Raw genomic sequence first — 13,064 nt, 5'->3', positions numbered from 1 at the left:
GTCGGGGTACTTCGCGCGCCGGCGGGTCCTGATCTCGGCGTCCTCGGCCGTCGCGGGCAGGCAGGGGGCGCCCTTGCCGCGTTCGACGGCACCCTCATGAGCCCCGCCCGGGGCGAGGGGGCGCCGTCAGACGGCGGCCAGCACCGGCCCGGCCGGCACGTCGGCGGCAGCGGCGGCGGGGGCGGCGGCGGGGGTGGGGCGGGGGCGGGTGAGGCAGTCGTCGGTGAAGGCCAGGGCGCGCAGGTGGTAGGGGCGGGCGGCGTGGCCCAGCGACAGGTTGTGGCCGGCGCCGTGGGCGGTGACCAGGCGGGCCAGGCCGGGGGCGAAGGCGGCGGTCAGGGCGGCGCGGTGGGCGCCGTCCAGGCGCCACCAGGCCTCGTGGTCGGCGAGGGTGAGGCGTACGGGCACCCGCACGCGGGCGGCCAGGGCGGTGAACCGGCGCGGCCAGGTGGCCAGTTCGCGCGATTCGAGGGCGGGGACGGGGGTGAGCAGGGTGCGGGCGGCGTGGAAGGTGCCGGGCGGGTAGAGGTGGAGGGGTCCCCAGTTGAGGCGGCCGCCGCCGGCCAGGTCGTCGGGGCGCTCCCAGGCGCCGGGGGCGTAGTGCTGGGCGAGGCCGGAGATGTCGGCGCCGAGCAGGGGCAGGGCCGGGTCGTCGGGCCAGTGGGCGGCGAGGTGGAGGGCGATCTTGCCGCCGAAGGAGTGGGCGAGGAGCTGGACGCCGGCGCCGACGGGGTGGGCGCGGGCGTAGTCGGTGAGGGCGGCGTGCAGGGTGGCGGCCTGGTCGGCGATCAGCTGGCCCTGGGGCAGGCGGTGGGCGGAGGCGCCGTGGCCGGGGCGGTCCAGGGCCAGGACGCTGTAGCCGAGGTCGGCGGCCAGGGTGAGCAGGCTGGTGTCGGGGTGGGCGGGGCCGGCGAAGTAGGCGGCGCGCATGCCGCGGCCGTGGACGGCGAGGATGACGGCCTTGGGCGTGCGGTGCTCGGGTTCGGCGACCAGCGCGGAGACGGGGACGCCGGCGGCGTCCAGGACGAGCGAGCGGGTGCGCAGGGCCGGGTTCACGCGCCGGCCCCCGTCGGGGAGCCGGGGACGGCGGCGTTCACGCGGCCACCCCCGTGCGGGCGTCGTCCAGGGCGGTGAGCCAGCCCTGGAGGTCGCCGGTGCGCATCAGGGCGGTGCCCACCAGCAGGCCGGCGTAGCCGGCGTCGAGCAGGCGGGCGCCCTGGGCCGGGTCGGTGATGGCGGAGGCGGAGACGGGGGCGCGGCAGCCCGCGGCCCGGACGGCGGGCAGCAGGCGCAGGCTGCGGGTGAGGTCGCCCGGGTCGCGTTCGCGGGTGCGGATGTCCTTGTTGTTGACGGCTATGACGCAGTCGGCGACGGCGGGCAGGTGGTCGAGTTCGCGTTCGGAGGTGATCTCCACGAACGGGGTGAGGCCGAGCGCCAGGGCGCAGGTGACCAGGCGGGCCAGGGAGGTGGCGGGCAGCAGGGCGGCGGTGAGCAGGACGGCGGAGGCGCCCTGGGCGTGGGCGGCCTCCAGCTGGGCGGGGCGGGTGAGGAAGTCCTTCTGCAGGACGGGCAGGGAGGTGGCGGCGGTGACCTCGCGCAGCAGGCGGGGGGTGCCGCCGAACCAGCGGCCGGTGACCACGGACAGGCAGGGGGCGCCGGCCTGCTGGTAGCGGGTGACGAGGTCGGTGACGGTGCGCGGGCCCAGCAGGTCGCCGCCGTGGGGGTCGCGGAGTTTGACCTCCATGACCAGGGGGCGCCGGGCGGCCAGCAGGGATTCGATGAAGGTCATGCCGGGGTCTCCTGGGGGCGGGGGTGCCAGGCGCGGGCGAGGGCGGTGACGGCGTCGTGGGTGAAGCGCCCGGTGCGGTCACGGGCGGCGGTGTCGATGTCGGCGCCGGCGTACAGGGGGTGGTCGGTGACGGTGCGGTAGGTGTCGCGGTTGGCGGTGTTCAGGCCGCCGGCGAGGAGGAAGGGGATGGTCAGGCGCGGCAGCAGGGCGTGGACGTCGCCGGGGTCCAGGGGGGTGCCGGTGGAGCCGACGCGGCCGTCGTCGGTGACGGTGTCCAGGAGGAACAGGTCGCATCCGGCGCGTTCGAAGGCGGGGGTGAAGGCGCGTTCCAGGCAGCGGCCGCGGGCCAGGTGGAGGACCTTGACCAGGACGGCGTACGGCAGTTGTGCGCGCAGGCGGGCGACGAGGGCGGGGCTCTGGTAGGCGTGCAGCTGGATCCAGCGGATGCCGGTGGCGCGGGCCAGGCGGGCGAGGTGGTCGGGGTCGTCGAGGAAGGTGACCAGGACGGGTTCCAGGCCCAGGCGGATGGCGGTGGCGGCGAGGTCGGCCAGGCGCTCGGGGGGCAGGTCGGCGGGGCCGCCGGGGATGCCGTGCCACAGGCCCACCAGGGTGGGGCCGGTGGCGGCGAGCAGGTCGAGGTCGGCGCGGGTGCGGGCGCCGCAGACCTTGAGGTGGCCCAGCGCGGAGCGGGTGAGCAGCGGGGTGCTCATTTGCCCAGTCCGAGCATGGCGGCGATGCGGTTGTACTGGATCTCGTTGCTGCCGGAGTAGATGGTGCCGGCCACCGCGTTGCGCACGTCCTTCTCCAGGCCGTACTCGGCCATGTAGCCGTTGCCGCCGAAGACCTGGACGGCCGCCAGCGAGGTGGCGAGGTTGGATTCGCTGGTGAGGAGTTTGGCGATGGCCATGTCGACGGTGACGTTCTCGCCGGCTTCCAGGCGCTGGGCGGTGTCGTAGAGCCACTTGCGGGCGGTCTCCAGGCGGATCTTGGTGTCGACGATCTTGTTGGCGACCGACTGGTAGGAGCCGATGGGTTTGCCGAAGGACATCCGGGTCTTGGCGTAGTCCAGGCAGCGGGCCAGGCGGTGCTGCATCTCGCCGGTGTTGACGATGAAGGAGTAGAGGATCTCGCGTTTCATGACGTGGTCCAGGACGAGGAAGCCGCCGCCGACGCGGCCCAGGACGCGGGTGGCGGGGACGCGGACCTGGTCGAGGAAGAGTTCGCTGATGGGTGAGGTGCGCAGGCCCATCTTCTTGATGGGGTTGCCGGTGGTCAGGCCGGGCATGGCGCGGTCCAGGAGGAAGGCGGTGACGCCGAGGGCCCCGCCCTGGGGGTGGGTGCGGGCGTAGACGACGATGTGGTCGGCGACGGGGCCGTTGGAGACGAAGGTCTTGGCGCCGGTGAGGACGAAGGTGTCGCCCTCGCGGACGGCGCGGGTGCGCATCTGCATGGCGTCGGAGCCGGACTCGCTCTCGGTGATGGCGTGGGCGCCGATGGCCTCGCCGGAGGCGATGCGCGGCAGGAACGTCTCCTTGAGGGCGGGTGAGCCGAAGGCCTGCAGGGGGACGCCGGTGGAGGCCATGGAGGTGGTGACGGAGAAGTTGAGGCCGCCGTCGCGGCAGTGCTCGCCCAGGCCTTCCAGGGCGTACATGGTGGTGAGCAGGGACTGGTCCAGGCCGCCGTAGCGTTCCTCGAAGGGCAGGGAGAGGATGCCGGTCTTCTGGACCAGGCGCCATTTGTCGTGGGAGAAGGCGGCCTGCTCGTCGCCTTCGATGTGGCCGGCGCTCAGGTCCTCGCCGAAGCGGGCCAGGCCCTCGCGCAGGGCCTTCTGGTCGGCGTTCCAGCGGATCATGGCAGTTGCCGCCTTTTCTCCCGGGCCCGGCGGGGTGCCGGGTGCGGGGTGTGCGGGCCGGCGCCCGTGGGTGGCGCCGGCACACGGCTCGTCTCGTCGGCGGGGCCCCTTCTGCGGGGCCCGGCGGGGCCCTGGGGCCCTGGGGCCTTAGTAGGCGGAGGAGGAGTGGGCGTCGAGCTGGTGGACCTCGTCGCCGGTCAGGGCCGGGGAGAACACGCACACCAGGCGCAGGTCCTCCTCGGGGCTGGCGACCAGGTAGTGGGCGTCGTGCCGGTCGAGGGCGTACATCCGGCCGGGGGTGATGGGGTGGGAGTTGCCGTCCATGTCGATGACCTCCCCGGAGCCGGCGATGCAGTAGCAGGCCTCCAGGTGGTTGCGGTACTCCAGGCGGGACTTGGTGCCGGCGTTGACGACGGTGTCGGTGAGGCTGTAGCCCAGGCCGTCGCCGGCGAGCAGGAAGCGGCGGGACAGGCCGTTGCCCCATTCGACGGTCTTCACGTCGGCGAGGTCGCGGATCAGCATGGCGGTGGGTCCTCTCAGGCGGGGTTGGTGACGGGCTTGGTGGCGGGGGTGGTGGCGGGGGTGGTGGCGGGTGCGTGCGCGGTGTCCGGGCGGGCCGGGCGCGGCGGGCGCAGTTCGGTGAGCAGGGCGCGCAGCTGCGTCACGGGGTCGTGGCCGTGGCGCTGGGCGTCCTCCAGGCGGGCGACGGCGGCGGAGCCGACGATCGCGGCGTCGGCCCCGGAGCCGGCGACCGCGTCGAGGTCGGCGGCCGCCTTGACGCCGAAGCCGACGGCGACCTGCACGCCCGGTGCGGCGGCGCGCAGGGCGGTGACGGTGCCGGCCAGGGCGCGGTGGCCGGCGCCGGGGGCGGTGCCGGAGCGTCCGTAGTGGGCGACGAGGTAGACGTAGGCGCCGCTCGCGCCTTGGGCGGCGGCGGTGAGGGTCTGGGGGGTGGAGGCCGGGTAGCAGGTGGTGACCTGCGGCAGGCGGGCCTGTTCCAGGGCGTGCTGCCAGACGGGGCGCAGCCGTGGGGGCAGGGCGTGGACGAGCAGGGCGGCGGCTCCGGCGTCGGCGATCCGGCGGGCGCAGGCGGCGGGGTCGCGGTGGCGCAGGCTGTGGCTCCAGTCGGCCAGCAGGACGGTCTTGAGGCGGTGCAGGCGGGGGGTGAGGGTGGTGAGTTCGGCCAGGACGGTGTCCAGGGTGGTGCCGTGGGTGAGGGCGCGGGCGGCGGAGCGGCGGATGACGGGTCCGTCGGTGGGTGAGTCGGGGAAGGGGACGGCCAGTTCGAGGACGTCGACGCCGGCCTCGTCGAGGGTGAGGGCGAGGTCGGTGAGGCGTCCGGGCGGGTCGCCGGCGTTGAGGAACACGGCCAGGCCGAACTCGTCCGCGGGGAAGAGGGGTTCAGGCATGGGTGACCGCCTGGTGGCGGGTGCGCAGGCGTTCGGTGAGGGTGCGCGGGGTGCCGTCGGCGAGGGCGTCCAGGGCCTGGTGGTAGGCGGTGTGCCAGTGGGTGTGGCGGCCGGAGGCGAGGGCGAGGGCGGCGGCGTTGAGGGCGATGGTGTGGGTGGTGGTGGGGTGGGCGCGGCCTTCGAGGGCGGTGAGGAAGTGCTCGGTGAGGTGGTCGGGGCGGGGGGCGAGGTCGGCGAGGCTGCCGGTGGCGGGGGCGACGGAGCCGGCGGTGAGGTGGACGGTGGTGTCGGGGGTGTGCAGGGTGTTGTCGGTGAAGGGCAGCAGTTCGTCGGCGCCGGCGGGGTTGGTGGCCAGCCACACGGCGCGTGCGGGGGTGTGGGCGGCCAGGCGGCGCAGGGCGTCCAGGGGGGCGGTGTGGGAGACGCCGGTGAGCTGGGCGGTGACGGGGACGGTGGCCAGCAGCGGGCCGAGGGTGTTGAGGAAGTGTCCGAAGGGTTTGAGGGTGAGCGGGTACAGGGTGCGGGCCAGGCGGGTGAGCTGGGGCGGGTAGACGTGGGGGCCGGCGAAGGCGATGCCGTGGTCGGCGAGGTGGTCGGCGGTGTGGTTGTGGCTGGTGGTGAGGGTGATGCCCAGGCGTTCGAGGAGGTCGACGGAGCCGGCGGCGCTGGTGTAGGCGCGGGAGCCGGTCTTGACGACGGGGATGCCGATGGCGGCGGCGGTCAGGGCGGCGGCGGTGGAGAGGTTGAGGGTGGCGGGGCCGCCGCCGGTGCCGACGATGTTGACGCTGCCGTCCACGGGGGTGCCGGGGTGGGGGCTGCGTTCGGTGAGGGAGGTGGTCAGGGCGGTCAGGGTGGCGGGGTCGGGCAGGCGGGTGGTCAGGCAGGCCAGCAGGGCGGCGGCCTGGGCCCGGTCGCTGTCGCGGGCCGGGCCCGGGGTGCGCTGCTCCAGCTGGTCCCACCAGGTGCGCCAGGCCTCCAGGGGGACGGGGCGTCCGGCCAGGAGTGCGGTGAGGGCCGGGTGCACGGGTCAGCCGCCGACCGTGGCGGTGGCCGCGTCGGCCTCGACGGCGGTGGCCGCGGTGGTGCGGCGCTGGGTGATGAAGGCGTCGATGGCGGTGACGGAGCGGAAGTTGTTGGGGTCCAGGTCGGTGTCGTCGACGGGCAGGGCGAAGTGGTCCTCGACCCAGGCGATGAGCTTGAGGACGCCCAGGCTGTCGATGACGCCGTCGGAGAGCAGGTCGTGGTCGTCGGCGAGCTCGTCGGGGGTGACGTCGGGCAGGAATTCCTCGATCAGGAAGCGCTTGATCCGGTCGGTGTTGCTGCTCATGGCGCTCGACTCCCTTGCTGGATAGGTGAATTGGATGGGGGCACGGGGGTGGTTCGGGGTGCGGTGGGGCGGGGTGGTTCAGGGTGCGGCGGGCAGGACGGCCTTGCGGTCGACCTTGCCGGTGGCGGTGCGGGCCAGCGGGGCGTCCTGGATGGCCAGGCGCTCGGGCACGGCGGCGCGCGGCAGGTTGCGGGCCAGGTGCTCGCGCAGGCGCAGGGTGTTGAGGGCGGAGCCGGGGGTGCGCCGCACGGCGGCGTGCAGGCGCTTGCCGGTCAGCGGGTCGCTCGCGGCGGCGACGGCGGCTTCGCTGACCTCGGGGTGGGCGAGCAGGACGCGTTCGACCTCGGCGGTGTTGACGGCCACGCCGCGGACCTTGACCTGGAAGTCGGCGCGGCCGGTGAGGTGGATGCGCCCGCTCTCGTCGCGGGTGACCAGGTCGCCGGTGCGAAACCAGCGCCGGCCCGCTCCGGCGCCGCCCGGCTGGGTGGTGAAGCGGCCGCTGTCGCGGGAGCGGTCGAGGTAGCCGGCGGCCTGGAAGGGGGTGGAGACGTAGAGTTCGCCGCTGCCGGGCCCGGTCAGGGCGGTGCCGTCCGCGGTGGCGATGAGGGTGCGCACCCCGGGCAGCGGCTCGCCGATCGGCACCGGGAGGGCGGCGGCGGCGTCCAGGCGGTCCAGGCGGTGCAGGAAGCTGTCGTTGGTCTCGGTGCAGCCGTAGATGTTGTAGAGGCGCGCGTGGGGCAGCAGGGCGGGCAGCGCGGCCAGGGTGCGGGCGTCGATGGCGTCGCCGGTGAACGCGGCGTGCTCGACGCCCTCCAGCACGGCGCCTGGGGCGGCGGCCTGCAGGAGCAGGGCGTAGGCCAGGGGGACGGCCTGCAGCACGTGCGGGCGGTGGCGCTGGAGCTGGGCGAGCAGGTGACGGCCGTTCAGGGCGTGGGCGGGGTCGATGAGCAGGCTGGTGCCGCCGGCGGCCAGGGTGGCCCACACGTCCAGGAGCGCGAGGTCGAAGTTGAGGGGGGCGTAGCTGCAGACGGTGCGTCCGGGGCCCAGGTCGAAGGTGTCGTGGGCCCAGGCGGTGAAGCGGTCCACGGCGGCCTGGGCGAGGGGGACGATCTTGGGCAGGTCGGTGGAGCCGGAGGTGGTGAGCAGGAAGGAGGTGCCGGCCGCGAGGGTGGGCACGGGGGCCGGGCGGGTGAGGGCGGGCAGGGCGGGTGCCTGCTGGCCGACGGGGGTGAGCAGGTGGCGGGCGCCGGCCTGGGCGAAGAGCGCGGCGAGCAGGGCGGGGGCCAGCTGCGGGGAGGGCAGCAGGAAGGGGCGGCGCTCGGCCAGGCAGGCCAGGACCAGGGCGACGGCCTCGGGGGACTTGACGGCGATCAGTCCCACCGGCTCGCCGGGGGCCAGGTCCAGGGCGTTCAGGCGGGCGCGTTCGGCCGCGGTGGCGTCGGCGAGTTCGCGGTAGGTGACGGTGCGTTCGTGCCAGATCAGGGCGGTGGCGGTGGGGCGGGTGCGGGCGTGGGCGAGGACGGCGTCGGGCAGCGGCAGCGGCGGCACCGCCGGCGCCGCCCCGTCCCCGGCGGGGCCCGCGTCCTGCGGTGCGGCTTCCTGCGGGCCGGCGGCCGGGGTGGCGGCCGGGTTGTCCGGGCCGGGGCCCGGGTTGTCCGGGGTGGCGGCCGGGTTGTCCGGGGCGGTGGTCACGGGGTTCACTCCCCCGCCCCGGCGGGGGCGATGTGCGCCCAGCCGGCCTTGACGGCGGTGCCGGCCTCGGTGGCCAGGGTGAAGCGCACCACCGTGCCGCGGTCGTAGGGCTGCAGGGTCAGGCGCAGCGGGGTGCCGGGGGCCACGGGGGCGGCGAAGCGGGCGCCCAGGGCGGTGACGCGGGAGGGCTCGCCGGCGGCGTGGCGGTCGGTGAGGTGTTCGGCGGCCAGGGCGAGCAGGTGCATGCCGTGGGCGATGACGCCGGGGAAGCCGGCGGTGCGGGCGGCGTGGTCGTCCAGGTGGATGGGGTTGAGGTCGCCGGAGGCGTGGGCGTAGGCGGCGGTGTCCTCGCGGGTGAGGGTCAGGGCGTAGGCGGCGGGTTCGGCGTCGGGGGTGGTGCCGGGGTGGGCGGCGGGGGCGGGGGTGCCGAAGGGGGTGGCGGCGGTGGCGCCGGTGAGCAGGGCGGCGGTGGCCAGGCTCGCCACGGTGGTGCCGGTGGTGGCGCAGCTGAGGCGGGTGGTCAGGGCCAGGCGGGTGCCGCGGTTCTCGCGGCGGGCGGCGGTGACCTCGACGGTGACGTCGAGGTCGGTGCCCGGGCGCAGGGGGGTGTGGGTGTGGATCTCCTGGGCGAGGTGGACGACGCCGGTGAAGCCGGGGTCGCCGTCGGTCAGGGTGGTGACGGTGTGCTGGGCCAGGGCGTGGGCCAGGACGAAGGGGTGGGCGGGGCTGGCGCCGGGGCGGGCGGGGGCGTCCAGGCGGGTGCGGGCGGCGGCGCGGTAGGCGGCCAGCGCGTGGGCGTCCACGGTCAGGCGGGTGCGGGTCGGGGGCGCGGAGGCGCTCGCGGGCGCGGGTGCGGGTGCGGCCGGGGGTGCGGCCGGGGTCGCGGGTGCGGGTGTGGTCATAGCGGGGTCACCACCAGGGTCGAGTTGTGGCCGCCGAAGCCGAAGGAGTTGGACAGCGCGGCGCCCGGGCGGATGGGGCGCGGTGCGGTGTGGACGACGTCGAGGTCCAGGCCCTCTTCGGTGTTCTCGTGGTTGGCGGTGGGGGGTGCCAGGCGGGTGTTCATGGCCTGGATCGCGGCGATCAGTTCGACCGCGCCGGCCGCGCCGATCAGGTGGCCGATGGCGCCCTTGGTGGAGGTGACCGGCACGGCGTGGGGGCCGAACACGGCGGCCAGCGCGGCGGCTTCGGCGCGGTCGTTGTGGACGGTGGCGGTGCCGTGGGCGTTGACGTGCGCGATGTCGGCGGGGGCGAGGGCGGCGTCGGCCAGGGCGGCGCGCATCGCGGCGATCGCGCCGGCGCCGTCGGGGCGCGGGTTGGACAGGTGGTAGGCGTCCGCGCTGGAGCCGTAGCCGGCCAGCAGGGCGTAGGGGCGGGCGCGGCGGGCGCGGGCGTCGGCCAGGCGTTCCAGGACCAGGAAGCCGGCGCCCTCGCCCATCACGAAGCCGTCCCGGTCGGTGTCGAAGGGCCGTGAGGCGCGGGCGGGTTCGCCGTTGCGCTGGGAGTGGGCGCCCAGGTTGCCGAACGCGGCCAGGGTGACCGGGGTCAGGGTGGCCTCGCAGCCGCCGGCGATGACCACGTCCGCCCGGTGGCTCTGCAGCAGCAGGGCGCCGTGGCCGATGGCGTCCGCCCCGGAGGCGCAGGTGGTGGCGATGGTCAGCGCGGTCCCGGTCCAGGCCAGGCGCATGGCGATCTGGGCGGCGGCCGCGTTGGGCATGGTGACCAGCGGCATCAGCGGGGAGACCCGCAGCGGGCCGTGGCCGGCGTACAGGAGGGACTCGCGGTCGCTGGTGGTGCGCCCGCCCACCGCGTTGCCGACCACGACGGCGCTGCGCCCGGCGTCGGGGGCCGGGGCGCCGGCGTCGGTGTGGGCGGCCAGCGCCGCCAGGGTGGCGTAGCGGGCGAAGGGGTCCAGGCGGCGGGCGTCCTTGGCGGGCACCAGGGCGTTGTCGGGCAGGTCGGTGACCCGGCAGCCGAGGCGGACCTTGTGGCGGGCCAGTTCGGGGTCGGTCAGGGCGGTGGCGGTGGAGCGTGCGGTGCTGACCGTGTGCCAGAAGTCGGCGAGGGTGTGGCCGGCGGGGCTGATCACGCCGATGCCGGTGACGGCGATCTCGGCGCGGTGGCGGGGCCGGTGCCGGTGCTGGGGCTGGGGCTGCTGGGGTGCCATGGCTTCCTTCCTCCTCCCGTGGCCCGTGGGGTGGGTCAGATCAGGCCGGTCTGGGCGGCGGCGGTCAGGAACGCGTCCGCGGCGAAGTCGATGTCGGCGGCGGTGTGGCGGGCGGTGACCGCGATGCGCAGCCGGGCCAGGTCGTTGGGCACGGCGGGGGTGACGACGGGCAGGCCGACGACGCCGGCCTTGCGGCAGGCGGTGGCGTAGTCGTAGGCGGCGTCGTCGCTGCCGGCGATGACGGGCAGCACGGCGGTGGCGGAGTCCATGGTGGAGATGCCGGCGTCGTTGAGGCGCCGGCGCAGGCGCCGGGCCTGGTGCTGGATGTGGGTGACGCGTTCGGGTTCGCGGCGCAGGATCCGCAGGGACTCCAGGGCCGCGCCGGTCTGCGCGGGGCCCAGGGCCGCGGAGAACAGGAACGGGCGGGCGGCGTAGCGCAGGTGGCCGATGAGGTCGTGGCTGCCGGCGACCCAGCCGCCCATGGAGGGGATGGCCTTGGAGAGGGTGCCGAGTTTGATGTCGACGCGGTGGCGGTGGCCGAAGTGCTCCTCGATGCCGCCGCCGGTGGGGCCGATGACGCCCAGGGCGTGGGCCTCGTCGACCATCAGCAGGGCGTCGTGGGCGTCGCAGACGGCGCGCAGTTCGGGCAGCGGGGCGATGTCGCCGTCCATGGAGTAGACGCTGTCGACGATGACCAGGCGCACCCCGGTGGGGGAGGCGGCCTTGAGGCGGCGGTCCAGGTGGTCGACGTCGTTGTGGCGAAAGCGGGTGACGGTGGCGCCGGAGAGGCGGCAGCCGTCGACGATGGAGGCGTGGTCGTACTTGTCGATCAGGACGGTGTCGCCCGCTCCGACCAGGGCGCCCACCGTGCCGACGTTGGCGGCGTAGCCGGAGCCGAAGACCTGGGCGCGTTCGCGGCCGGCGTAGCGGGCGACCTCGGCCTCCAGTTCCTCGTGCAGGGGGATGGTGCCGGCCAGGGCGCGCACGCCGTGGTTGCCGGTGCCGTAGACGTCGACGGCGGCCTTGGCGGCGGCCACCACGCGTTCGTCGCCGGCCAGGCCCAGGTAGCTGTAGCCGGACATCATGAGCAGGCGCTCGCCGTCGAGGTCGCAGTAGGCGCTGTCGCGTTCCATGGTGTAGGCGACGAAGCTGTTGCGGCGGGAGGGGTCGGACTCCAGGGCGGCCACGCGGGCGTTCGTCGCGGCGAGCTTCGGCTCCAGGCGGTCCCATGCTCCGGTGGCGTTCACGGGCGGTTCTCCTTCGACGGCTTTGACGGCTGACGGCATTGACACGGCTTTACGGCTGGCGGACTCTACGGCTTCGGCGGCTTTACGGCCGGGCGGGATATCCGTGAAATCGGAAACAGCGGGCGGGTGGTTTTTCTCGAAGCCTTCACGTGGGCTGCTCAAGGATGGCTACATTTCTACGGCAGGATGCGCAAGGCGTCCGCAATAGCCGCTTTCCTGGCCTGCGATGGCGCGCTGACGTGCAGGAACCTTGCGTCCACGACGCATCGACCGGTCGGCGGGTATGTTTCCTCTACGGGTGTTGACACCGTGCTCGGCGGCGAATGTATGGTCGAAATCCGCCGAAACCGAACGGCTGGTCGGCGTCTTTTCATGTTCCGGTCCGGATTCCCATGCCGGCGGCCGCCGACCGTGCGGCCGTCACTTCCGCTGTGGCTTCGAGGGGGTTGGAGCTGTGTTGAACGGTTTTCGGGACGAGGGCCCGTACGGCAGATCGGGGACGGCGTGATGCTGATCCGACTGACGGGCCTGGTGACGATCGAGCACGAGGGCTGCGCCCCGCAGCACCTGTCCAGCGCCCAGGCCCAGGTCGCGTTCGCGCGCCTGGTGCTGGAGCGTTCCACCGGCACCAGCCGCGACCAGCTGGCCGACACCGTGTGGCCCGACGGGCTGCCCGACACCTGGGCCTCGGCGCTGCGCAGCGTGGTCTCCCGGGTGCGGGCGTTCGTGGCCGCGCCGGGGCAGGGCCCCGGGGCCACGCCGCTGATCGCCCAGGGCGGGCGGTACGTGCTGCGCCTGCCGGCGGACGCGGCGGTGGACCTGGAGGCGGCCGCGAGCGCGGTGGGCGAGGCCGGGGAGGCGCTGGCGGCGCGTTCGCACGCGGTGGCGCAGCAGCTGGCCGCCGGGGCGATCGCCAACCTGCGCGGCTCGTTCCTGCCCGACCACGAGGGCGAGTGGGCGCAGGGGGTGCGTGAGCACGTGGAGGAGCTGCGGATCGGCGCGCTGGAGACGGCGAGTCTGGCGGCCTCGGCGCTGGGCGAGGAGCACCACGCGCTGCGGTGGGCGGACGAGGCGGTGCGCCGGGCGCCGTTTCGCGAGAGCGCCTACCGGTGCCGGATGGAGGCGCTGGCGGCGGCGGGCAACCGGGCCGAGGCGCTGCGCTGTTACCAGCAGCTGCGCCGGGTGCTGGCGGAGGAGCTGGGGATCGACCCGGCGGACCAGACGCAGGAGCTGTACCTGTCGCTGCTGCGCTCCCCCGTCCCGGCGGTGCCGGCGCCGGCGGTGGTGCGGCCGGTGGACCCGGTGCTGATGGGCATCTTCGAGCCGCTGGCGCTGGCCCGCCTGGCCCGTCCGGCGGGGCCGCCGGTGCGGGCGGCCTGAACGGCCCCGCGCCGCCCGGCCCGTGAGGGGCGGGGCGGGCGGGCGGTTTCCCCGTGCGGGCGGGGGGCCGCCCGCCCGCCCCCCCCCCCCCCGGCGGGGCGCCCCCCCCCCCCCCCCCGCCCCCCCCCCCCCCCCCCCCGGGGGCGCGCCCCCCCCCCCCCGGGGGGCGGGGGGGGGGGGCCGCGCGCGCGGGGGGCGGCC

Annotated in this window: 13 protein-coding genes; 1 reads left to right on the top strand and 12 read right to left on the bottom strand. The window is 75.6% G+C overall.

From position 1 onward, the window contains the following. Positions 1-126 precede the first annotated feature (126 nt). The 12 genes from ABTZ03_RS36395 to ABTZ03_RS36340 all read right to left on the bottom strand — a co-directional run bounded on the left by ABTZ03_RS36395 (position 127) and on the right by ABTZ03_RS36340 (position 11,483). Complete coding sequence (locus tag ABTZ03_RS36395) at positions 127-1,056, bottom strand: alpha/beta hydrolase (RefSeq protein ID WP_350517465.1); 930 nt, start codon at positions 1,054-1,056, stop codon at positions 127-129. A gap of 37 nt (positions 1,057-1,093) precedes the next feature. After that, complete coding sequence (locus tag ABTZ03_RS36390; RefSeq protein WP_350517464.1) at positions 1,094-1,789, bottom strand: beta/alpha barrel domain-containing protein; 696 nt, start codon at positions 1,787-1,789, stop codon at positions 1,094-1,096. Beyond that, positions 1,786-2,499, bottom strand: coding sequence for a phosphoribosylanthranilate isomerase (locus ABTZ03_RS36385; RefSeq protein WP_350517463.1), 714 nt, complete (start codon positions 2,497-2,499; stop codon positions 1,786-1,788). The genes ABTZ03_RS36390 and ABTZ03_RS36385 overlap by 4 nt, the downstream gene beginning before the upstream one ends. Next, the gene (locus tag ABTZ03_RS36380) at positions 2,496-3,641 is read right to left on the bottom strand and encodes an acyl-CoA dehydrogenase family protein (protein WP_350517462.1); all 1,146 of its coding nucleotides are present in this window, start codon (positions 3,639-3,641) and stop codon (positions 2,496-2,498) included. The genes ABTZ03_RS36385 and ABTZ03_RS36380 overlap by 4 nt, the downstream gene beginning before the upstream one ends. A 147-nt stretch (positions 3,642-3,788) precedes the next feature. After that, positions 3,789-4,163: an ectoine synthase gene (locus ABTZ03_RS36375; RefSeq protein WP_350517461.1), complete on the bottom strand. Its 375-nt coding sequence runs from the start codon at positions 4,161-4,163 to the stop codon at positions 3,789-3,791. A gap of 14 nt (positions 4,164-4,177) precedes the next feature. Further along, positions 4,178-5,050, bottom strand: a complete 873-nt coding sequence (trpA, locus tag ABTZ03_RS36370) for a tryptophan synthase subunit alpha (RefSeq protein WP_350517460.1) — start codon at positions 5,048-5,050, stop codon at positions 4,178-4,180. Next, a complete protein-coding gene (locus ABTZ03_RS36365; protein WP_350517459.1) occupies positions 5,043-6,074 on the bottom strand; it encodes a hypothetical protein in 1,032 nt (343 codons plus the stop codon). The genes trpA and ABTZ03_RS36365 overlap by 8 nt, the downstream gene beginning before the upstream one ends. Before the next feature lie 3 nt (positions 6,075-6,077). Continuing rightward, complete coding sequence (locus tag ABTZ03_RS36360; RefSeq protein ID WP_350517458.1) at positions 6,078-6,377, bottom strand: acyl carrier protein; 300 nt, start codon at positions 6,375-6,377, stop codon at positions 6,078-6,080. 78 nt (positions 6,378-6,455) lie between these two features. Then, the gene (locus ABTZ03_RS36355) at positions 6,456-8,069 is read right to left on the bottom strand and encodes an AMP-binding protein (RefSeq protein ID WP_350517457.1); all 1,614 of its coding nucleotides are present in this window, start codon (positions 8,067-8,069) and stop codon (positions 6,456-6,458) included. A 5-nt stretch (positions 8,070-8,074) separates the two neighbouring features. Then, positions 8,075-8,971, bottom strand: a complete 897-nt coding sequence (locus ABTZ03_RS36350; RefSeq protein ID WP_350517456.1) for a MaoC/PaaZ C-terminal domain-containing protein — start codon at positions 8,969-8,971, stop codon at positions 8,075-8,077. After that, on the bottom strand, positions 8,968-10,236 hold the full coding sequence (locus ABTZ03_RS36345; RefSeq protein ID WP_350517455.1) for a beta-ketoacyl-[acyl-carrier-protein] synthase family protein: 1,269 nt from the start codon (positions 10,234-10,236) through the stop codon (positions 8,968-8,970). The genes ABTZ03_RS36350 and ABTZ03_RS36345 overlap by 4 nt, the downstream gene beginning before the upstream one ends. 35 nt (positions 10,237-10,271) lie before the next feature. Continuing rightward, entirely contained in the window at positions 10,272-11,483 is a 1,212-nt protein-coding gene (locus tag ABTZ03_RS36340; protein ID WP_350517454.1) for an aminotransferase class I/II-fold pyridoxal phosphate-dependent enzyme, read from the bottom strand. Positions 11,484-11,990: 507 nt separating this feature from the next. On the opposite strand from ABTZ03_RS36340, the gene ABTZ03_RS36335 reads away from it, so the two are divergent. Then, entirely contained in the window at positions 11,991-12,863 is an 873-nt protein-coding gene (locus ABTZ03_RS36335) for an AfsR/SARP family transcriptional regulator (RefSeq protein ID WP_350517453.1), read from the top strand. Positions 12,864-13,064 lie beyond the last annotated feature (201 nt).

This window comes from Kitasatospora sp. NPDC096077, from assembly GCF_040303245.1.
Taxonomy (GTDB): Bacteria; Actinomycetota; Actinomycetes; order Streptomycetales; family Streptomycetaceae; genus Kitasatospora.
This window is presented reverse-complemented; position numbering and strand designations above follow the sequence as displayed.

Bases quoted from the DNA above. Each gene is read 5' to 3' on its own strand.
- ABTZ03_RS36380 (WP_350517462.1), bottom strand. From the start codon at position 3,641: ATGATCCGCTGGAACGCCGACCAGAAGGCCCTGCGCGAGGGCCTGGCC.
- ABTZ03_RS36390 (WP_350517464.1), bottom strand. From the start codon at position 1,789: ATGACCTTCATCGAATCCCTGCTGGCCGCCCGGCGCCCCCTGGTCATG.
- ABTZ03_RS36345 (WP_350517455.1), bottom strand. From the start codon at position 10,236: ATGGCACCCCAGCAGCCCCAGCCCCAGCACCGGCACCGGCCCCGCCAC.
- ABTZ03_RS36375 (WP_350517461.1), bottom strand. From the start codon at position 4,163: ATGCTGATCCGCGACCTCGCCGACGTGAAGACCGTCGAATGGGGCAAC.
- ABTZ03_RS36350 (WP_350517456.1), bottom strand. From the start codon at position 8,971: ATGACCACACCCGCACCCGCGACCCCGGCCGCACCCCCGGCCGCACCC.
- ABTZ03_RS36385 (WP_350517463.1), bottom strand. From the start codon at position 2,499: ATGAGCACCCCGCTGCTCACCCGCTCCGCGCTGGGCCACCTCAAGGTC.
- ABTZ03_RS36360 (WP_350517458.1), bottom strand. From the start codon at position 6,377: ATGAGCAGCAACACCGACCGGATCAAGCGCTTCCTGATCGAGGAATTC.
- ABTZ03_RS36335 (WP_350517453.1), top strand. From the start codon at position 11,991: ATGCTGATCCGACTGACGGGCCTGGTGACGATCGAGCACGAGGGCTGC.
- trpA (WP_350517460.1), bottom strand. From the start codon at position 5,050: ATGCCTGAACCCCTCTTCCCCGCGGACGAGTTCGGCCTGGCCGTGTTC.